The organism is Streptomyces sp. NRRL WC-3549, assembly GCF_000721935.1.
In the GTDB taxonomy this organism is placed as follows: Bacteria; Actinomycetota; Actinomycetes; order Streptomycetales; family Streptomycetaceae; genus Streptomyces.
The window spans coordinates 18069-25466 of record NZ_KL585446.1; the positions used below are offsets into that span (position 1 = coordinate 18069).

The 7398-nt window shown below is 72.8% G+C and carries 6 protein-coding genes and 1 pseudogene; 3 read left to right on the forward strand and 4 right to left on the reverse strand.

Annotation, left to right across the window (positions count from 1 at the left end; all coding sequences use genetic code 11):
- The 3 genes and pseudogenes from IH13_RS45885 to IH13_RS0134825 all read left to right on the forward strand — a co-directional run.
- A pseudogene (locus IH13_RS45885) lies at nucleotides 1-122 on the forward strand (twin-arginine translocase subunit TatC); the annotation flags it as partial.
- 18 nt (nucleotides 123-140) lie between these two features.
- Complete coding sequence (locus IH13_RS0134820; RefSeq protein ID WP_031090958.1) at nucleotides 141-1031, forward strand: diacylglycerol kinase; 891 nt, start codon at nucleotides 141-143, stop codon at nucleotides 1029-1031.
- A 51-nt stretch (nucleotides 1032-1082) separates the two neighbouring features.
- The gene (locus IH13_RS0134825) at nucleotides 1083-3914 is read left to right on the forward strand and encodes a DEAD/DEAH box helicase (protein WP_031090959.1); all 2832 of its coding nucleotides are present in this window, start codon (nucleotides 1083-1085) and stop codon (nucleotides 3912-3914) included.
- A gap of 117 nt (nucleotides 3915-4031) precedes the next feature.
- Here IH13_RS0134825 and IH13_RS0134830 read toward each other — a convergent pair whose 3' ends face one another.
- The 4 genes from IH13_RS0134830 to IH13_RS0134845 all read right to left on the reverse strand — a co-directional run.
- Nucleotides 4032-4475, reverse strand: a complete 444-nt coding sequence (locus IH13_RS0134830; RefSeq protein ID WP_031090962.1) for an SPW repeat protein — start codon at nucleotides 4473-4475, stop codon at nucleotides 4032-4034.
- A gap of 91 nt (nucleotides 4476-4566) precedes the next feature.
- Nucleotides 4567-5577 carry an ADP-ribosylglycohydrolase family protein gene (locus tag IH13_RS0134835; protein ID WP_031090963.1) on the reverse strand — a complete coding sequence of 337 codons (1011 nt, stop codon included), beginning with the start codon at nucleotides 5575-5577 and terminating at the stop codon, nucleotides 4567-4569.
- 29 nt (nucleotides 5578-5606) lie between these two features.
- A complete protein-coding gene (locus IH13_RS0134840) occupies nucleotides 5607-6254 on the reverse strand; it encodes a fasciclin domain-containing protein (RefSeq protein ID WP_031090964.1) in 648 nt (215 codons plus the stop codon).
- Nucleotides 6255-6339: 85 nt separating this feature from the next.
- Nucleotides 6340-7398: molybdopterin-dependent oxidoreductase (locus IH13_RS0134845; RefSeq protein WP_037843290.1), on the reverse strand; the 1059-nt coding region annotated here is incomplete at its 5' end.

Below are 7398 nucleotides of genomic sequence, written 5' to 3' on the forward strand. Positions count from 1 at the left end.
CCCCCGAGCCGATCGGCCCGGCGGGCGGTTCCTCCGCGCGGGCGGCCCTGCCCGAGCAGGCGGGCGGCGACGCGGACGGCGGGCGGTCCCATCGGCTCAACGGTTACGACGACATCACCTGACCTTGTAAGGTCCCGCTGGTGACCAGCGAGATCACCCTTTTCGTCAACCCCACAGCGGGAAGCGGCCGGGGCGCGCGTGCCGCGCAGCCGGCCGCTTCCGCGCTGCGGGACGCCGGTTTCTCCGTGCGTACCGTGCTCGGCGAGGACGCCGACGACGCCCTGCGAAGGGCCCGGGAGGCGGTGGCCGGCGGGACCGGTGCCCTGATAGCCGTGGGCGGGGACGGCATGATGTCCCTCGCCCTCCAGGCGGTCGCCGGCACCTCGACCCCGCTCGGGGCCGTCGCCGTCGGGACCGGCAACGACTTCGCCCGCGCCCTCGGCCTGCCGGTGCGCGACCCGGCCGCGGCGGGGCGGCTGGCCGCCGAGGTGCTCAAGGCGGGTACGGCACGCGAGATCGACCTCGGCCGGGTCGGGGAGCGATGGTTCGGCTCCGTCCTCGCCTCCGGGTTCGACTCCCGGGTCAACGACCGGGGGAACCGGATGCGCTGGGCCGGCGGCCGGTTCAAGTACGACCTGGCGATCGTGGCCGAGCTGGCGGCCTTCCGGCCCGTCCCGTACCGGCTCCGGCTGGACGGCGGCCCGGTCCGGGAGATCGAGGCCACACTGATCGCCGTGGGCAACGGCACGGCGTACGGGGGCGGCATGCGGATCTGCGCGGACGCCGTCATGGACGACGGGCTCTTCGACGTGACCGTGGTCGGCGCGTGCAGCCGCACCACGCTGCTCAGGGTCTTCCCCCGCGTGTACAGAGGGACCCACCTCGACCACCCCGTGGTGAGCGTGCACCGGGTCTCCTCGATCGAGCTGGCGGCGGCCGGGGTCACCGCCTACGCGGACGGCGAGCCACTGGGCGCCCTCCCGCTCACGGCCACCTGCGTGCCCGGTGCCGTCCGCGTCCTGGCGGGCTGAAGAATAAGACCGGGCTGACTGTCGTACCCGGCGGGTAGGCTCGTACGCAAGATGACAGAGGACCTCTCACCAGCTGAGCGATACCAGGCGTCCCGGGTCCGTGCGGCCGAAGCGGCCACGGCCCTCGGTCCCTTCCGCGACCTGTACGACTTCCCGCTGGACCCGTTCCAGATCGAGGCGTGCACGGCGCTGGAGGCGGGCAAGGGCGTGCTGGTCGCCGCCCCCACCGGGTCGGGCAAGACGATCGTCGGCGAGTTCGCCGTGCACCTGGCCCTGGAACAGGGCCGCAAGTGCTTCTACACCACGCCCATCAAGGCGCTGTCCAACCAGAAGTTCGCCGACCTCGTCCGGCGCTACGGCGCGGACAAGGTCGGCCTGCTGACCGGTGACAACAGCGTCAACGCGGACGCGCCCGTGGTCGTCATGACCACCGAGGTGCTGCGCAACATGCTGTACGCGGGCTCCCAGGCGCTCGTCGGCCTCGGACACGTGGTGATGGACGAGGTGCACTACCTCTCCGACCGGTTCCGCGGCGCCGTGTGGGAGGAAGTGATCATCCACCTGCCGGAGTCGGTGACCCTGGTCTCCCTCTCGGCGACGGTCTCCAACGCCGAGGAGTTCGGCGACTGGCTGGACACCGTGCGCGGCGACACGCAGGTGATCGTCTCCGAGCACCGCCCGGTCCCGCTGTGGCAGCACGTCATGGCCGGGCGCCGGATGTACGACCTCTTCGAGGAGGAGAGCGACCACGGTGGCCGGGGCACCGGCCGCCGCGAGGTCAACCCGGATCTGGTCCGCCTCGCCCGCATGGAGAACCAGCGCGGGTACAACCCGCGTGAGCGCCGCCGGGGGAAGATGGTCCGCGAGGCGGACCGGGAGCGCGAGCGGCGGCAGCGCAGCCGGATCTGGACCCCGGCCAGGCCCGAGGTCATCGACCGGCTCGACGCCGAGGGGCTGCTGCCCGCTATCACCTTCATCTTCAGCAGGGCCGGCTGCGAGGCGGCCGTCCAGCAGTGTCTGCAGGCCGGGCTGCGGCTCAACGACGAGGACAAGCGCCGGCTGGTGCGGGAGATCGTCGAGGAGCGGACCGCGTCCATCCCCGCCGAGGACCTCCACGTCCTCGGCTACTACGAGTGGCTCGAAGGGCTGGAGCGGGGCGTCGCCGCCCACCACGCCGGCATGCTGCCGACCTTCAAGGAGGTCGTCGAGGAACTGTTCGTGCGGGGCCTGGTCAAGGCCGTCTTCGCCACGGAGACGCTGGCGCTCGGCATCAACATGCCCGCCCGCTCCGTGGTGCTGGAGAAGCTCGTCAAGTGGAACGGCGAGCAGCACGCCGACATCACCCCGGGCGAGTACACCCAGCTGACCGGCCGGGCCGGGCGCCGCGGCATCGACGTCGAGGGCCATGCGGTCGTGCTGTGGCAGCGGGGCATGGACCCGACCGCTCTCGCGGGCCTCGCGGGCACCCGTACCTATCCGCTGCGGTCCAGCTTCCGGCCCTCGTACAACATGGCCGTCAACCTCGTCCACCAGTTCGGGCGACACCGGTCGCGTGAGCTGCTGGAGACCTCGTTCGCCCAGTTCCAGGCGGACCGGTCCGTGGTCGGTATCTCCCGCCAGGTCCAGCGCAACGAGGAGGGGCTGGAGGGATACCGGGAGGGCATGACCTGCCACCTCGGGGACTTCGAGGAGTACGCGCGGCTGCGCCGCGACCTCAAGGACCGTGAGACGGAGCTGGCCAAGCAGGGGGCGGCACAGCGGCGGGCCGCCGCGATGTCGTCCCTGGAGAAGCTGAAGCCGGGCGACGTCATCCACGTCCCCACCGGGAAGTTCGCCGGGCTCGCCCTGGTCCTCGACCCGGGACTGCCCGCGGGGCGGACCAACGGCCACCGCGGGCTGGAGTACCACGACGGGCCGCGCCCGCTGGTGCTGACCGCCGAGCGGCAGGTCAAGCGGCTGGCCCAGATCGACTTCCCGGTGCCGGTCGAGGCGCTGGAGCGGATGCGGGTGCCCAAGTCGTTCAACCCGCGCTCGCCCCAGTCGCGCCGCGACCTGGCCTCCGCGCTGCGGAGCAAGGCCGGTCACGTCGATCCGGGGCGGCACCGCAGGCAGCGCTCGGCCGCGGCCGACGACCGGGAGATCGCCCGGCTGCGCACGGAGCTGCGCGCCCACCCCTGCCACGGGTGCGACGAGCGCGAGGACCACGCGCGGTGGGCCGAGCGGTACCACCGGCTCCAGCGGGACACCCGCCAGCTGGAGAAGCGCATCGAGGGCCGGACGAACACCATCGCCCGCACCTTCGACCGGATCGTCGCGCTCCTGACCGAGCTCGACTACCTGCGCGGCGACGAGGTCACCGGGAACGGCCGGCGCCTGGCCCGGCTCTACGGGGAGCTCGACCTGCTGGCCAGCGAGTGCCTGCGCGACGGGGTCTGGGAGGGGCTGAACCCGGCCGAACTGGCCGCCTGCGTCTCGGCGCTCGTCTTCGAGGCCCGCCAGGCCGACGACGCGGTCGCGCCCAAGCTGCCCTCCGGGCCGGCGAAGGTGGCGATGGGCGAGATGGTCCGCATCTGGGGCCGGCTCGACGCCCTGGAGGAGGACTTCAAGATCAGCCAGACGGAGGGGGTCGGCCAGCGCGAGCCCGACCTCGGCTTCGCCTGGGCCGTCTACATGTGGGCCTCCGGCCGGACGCTGGACGAGGTGCTGCGCGAGGCGGAGATGCCGGCCGGTGACTTCGTCCGCTGGTGCAAGCAGGTCATCGACGTGCTCGGCCAGATCGCGGCGGCGGCGCCCCGGGAGGGCGGTTCCACGGTGGCGAAGAACGCGCACAAGGCGGTGGACGCGGTGCTGCGGGGTGTGGTGGCGTACAGCTCGCTGGGCTGAGCACGCCGGCCGGTGGACATGAGGTGGCCGAGGGCCCGGAGCTGTTCCGGCCCCTCGGCCGCCGTCTGCCGGGGGCCCGCCGCCTCGGGGGCGGTGGACCAGGGGCGGGCGGCCGGGCTACGCCTTCTTCCTGTTCATCATCGCGACCCCCGCACAGACCGCCCCCAGCACAACCGTCAGGCCTCCGACGATCACGTTGCTGAGGACCACGCCCATGTCGGGGCTCTGGCCCACGATCCAGGTCGACGCGATCAGCCAGGCGCCCAGGGCGCAGATGGCCAGGCTCATCCCGCTCATCCGCTCCGGCATGGCCGTGAAGCAGAGGGCCAGGACCGCGATGGCGAGACCGATCACCACGTTGTGCACCACCAGCGACGGCTGGCTCGCCGTGAAGTGGAGCACCCAGGGCGACACGGCGGCGTACAGACCGGCGAGGAACACCGGCGCGTCCGCGAGGGCGGTGCTCCGGCCGCCGCCACGCATCACGCGGTCATGGCGTTCCCGCATCTCCGAGGCGTCGGGGTGACTCGATAGGTCACTCCGGTGTGAGACGTTACTCATGGACTTCGTCTCCTTCGTACGGTGGAAGGGCGACCGCGCCAACCTCCGTGCGGTCCTCACCCTCTCCCACCAGTGTGCCCTTATGTGTCCCTTATGTGTAGATGTCCGGGATGGGGATTCCCGCGCTTTCGTCGAGCCGGTCGGCCAGTGCCACGAGATCGGCTGTCCGCAGCACACGGTCCCCGTGGCCGGGCAGCGGCACATGCAGGGTCCGCGTCCAGCGCTCCGGGACGGCGCCGAGGCCGTAGACCGCGCCCGCCAGCGTCCCGGTGACCGCGGCCACCGTGTCGGTGTCGCCGCCCACGTCGACGGCCGCTGCCAAGGCGCCTTCGAAACCGGTGGTGGTGCGGAGCGCCCAGAGGGCGGTGCCCAGGCACGGCCAGACCGCGCCGTTGGACTCGGTCGCGTCGTCCGGGTGCCAGCCGGGCGCGAGTACGGCCGACCACCGGGCCCGGTGGTCCGGATGGACCTCCGCCAGTGCCGCCTCGACCGCCGCGAAGGGATCGGCCCCGCCCAGGGCCACGCGGACCAGCTCGTGCAGCACGGCCGTACCCTCCCACGCGGCCCGGTCGCCATGGGTCAGTGCGGCGATACGGCGGGCGGCGGCCATGGTCGCCGCCCGGCCCCGGCGTGCGAAGTACACCGCGGAGGTGGAGGCACGCATCAGCGAACCGTTGCCGGCCGCGCGTGCGTTGACCTGGAAGTGCAGGGCGGCCGCCAGGTCCCAGGGCTCCCCGTTCGTCAGGACGTCCTCGGTCTGCAGCCCGATGTCCTTCGGGTCGCCCGCCGCCCACCGCCTGAACCGGGCGAAGACGTCGGGCAGTTCGAGCCCACCGCACTCGACCAGCGACTCCCCGACCAGGACCGCCATCTGCGTGTCGTCCGTCGCCTCGCCCGGGTCCCAGCCGCCGCCCCCGCACAGCGTCCCCACGCCGTCCGGGAACCGGGCGGAGAAAGCGCCGGGCGGCCCGAACTCGAAGGGGGCGCCCAGCGCGTCACCGGCCGCGGAGCCGACCACGGCACCCCGCACACGGTCCCGGCGGCCCCCGTCCCGCCGGTCGGGCGGGACGGGGACGCGGTCTCGGGGGGATCGAGGATTCATCCGGGCAGCCTACGGACGCCGCGCCGGGGTCAGTTCATCGGCATCAGCACGGTGTCGATGATGTAGACGGTCGCGTTGGCGGTCCGGACGTTGCCGCAGACCACCTTCGCCGAGTCGTTCACGGTGTACGTCGTGTCCGAACCCGACGTCGTGAGCTTCGTCTTCGCCAGGGTGTCGAAGGAGCCCTTCTCCAGCTGCTTCGGCGTCAGCTTCTGGCCCACCACGTGCGAGGTGAGCACCTTGGTGAGCTGCTCCTTGTCGGCGAGCAGCTCGTCCAGGTCGGCCTTCGGGATCTTGGCGAAGGCGTCGTCGGTCGGGGCGAACACGGTGATGTCCTGGGCGTTGTTCAGCGTGTCGACGAGGCCGGCCTGCTTGACGGCCGCGACCAGCGTGGACAGGGCCGGGTTGTGGGACGCCGCCGTCGCGACCGGGTCCTTCGCCATGCCGTCGAAGGAGCCCGCGCCGTCCTTCGGCACGGTCGAACACGCCGGACCGAACGGCTGGTCCATCGGCATGGTCTCCTCGGCCGGCGCACTGGAGGAACTGGCCTTCGCCGAGCCGGCGCCGGAGCCGGACGTGGAGGTGTCGCTGTCGCCGGAGCAGGCGGTGAGGGCCAGCGGGAGCACGGCGGTGGCGGACACGGCGAGGGCGATGCGACGGAAGTGGCGGGTGCTCATGGTGTTCTCCTGAAGGGATGATTGGTCGGTCATGTGGTGCGGAAAGGACTTCGGAAAGGAATGAGGAGGGCGGGGCGGGCCGGGGTCAGGTCACGTCGACCACCACCGAGTGCCATCCGGTCGCGCCGTCGGGGACGGTGCCGACCCGCTCGTCGGTCTGGGTGGCGCCGGTACGGTCCGTCGCGCGGACCTCCAAGGTGTGGTGGCCGCGGGTGGCGGGCCACTCCCACACCCACTGGCGCCAGGTGTCGTGCCCGGCCTCCGCCCCCAGGCGCGCGGTGTGCCAGGGGCCGCCGTCCACCCGGACCTCGACCCGGGCGATCCCCCGGTGCTGGGCCCAGGCGACCCCGGCGACGGGGACGGTGCCCGCGCCCGGTGAGGCGAAGGGGCGGGGGGTGTCGATGCGCGACTCGGTCTTGATCGGAGCCTCGCGGGCCCAGGTGCGCTTCACCCAGTACGCGTCGTAGGCGTCGAACGTCGTGAGCTCGATGTCCTGGATCCACTTGCAGGCCGAGACGTAGCCGTAGAGCCCCGGGACGACCATCCGGACGGGGAAGCCGTGGTCGAACGGCAGGGGTTCGCCGTTCATCCCGACCGCGAGCAGGGCGTCGCGGCCGTCCATGACCGCCTCGACCGGGGTGCCGATCGTCATCCCGTCGACCGAGCGCGCCACGAGCTGGTCGGCGGGCCCGCCCCGCGACGGGGGCTCCACCCCCGCCTCGCGCAGCAGTTCGGCCAGGCGTACGCCGATCCAGCGGGCGTTGCCGACGTACGGGCCGCCCACCTCGTTGGAGACGCAGGTGAGGGTGATGTCGCGTTCGACGAGCTCCCGGTCCAGCAGGTCCTGGAAGCCGAGGGTGACGGGTCGCGCCACCCCCTTTCCGTGGATCCGCAGCCGCCACGCGCCCGCGTCGACCCGGGGGACGACCAGGGCGGTGTCCACCCGGTAGAACTCCTTGTTCGGAGTGGTGAAGGGACCGACGCCCCGGATCCCGAGATCGGCGCCCCGGGGGAGCGGGGGAGCGGGCGAGGACGGCACCGGCAGCGTGACCGCGCCGCGTGAGGCCGAGGCCCCGGACAGCTGGGACGCCTGGAGCCGACGGCCCAGGGTCCCGGCACCGGCCGAGGCCGCCGCCGCGGCGGG

Coding starts and splice junctions, on each gene's coding strand:
- IH13_RS0134835 (WP_031090963.1), bottom strand. CDS start 5,577: ATGAATCCTCGATCCCCCCGAGACCGCGTCCCCGTCCCGCCCGACCGG.
- IH13_RS0134840 (WP_031090964.1), bottom strand. CDS start 6,254: ATGAGCACCCGCCACTTCCGTCGCATCGCCCTCGCCGTGTCCGCCACC.
- IH13_RS0134825 (WP_031090959.1), top strand. CDS start 1,083: ATGACAGAGGACCTCTCACCAGCTGAGCGATACCAGGCGTCCCGGGTC.
- IH13_RS0134830 (WP_031090962.1), bottom strand. CDS start 4,475: ATGAGTAACGTCTCACACCGGAGTGACCTATCGAGTCACCCCGACGCC.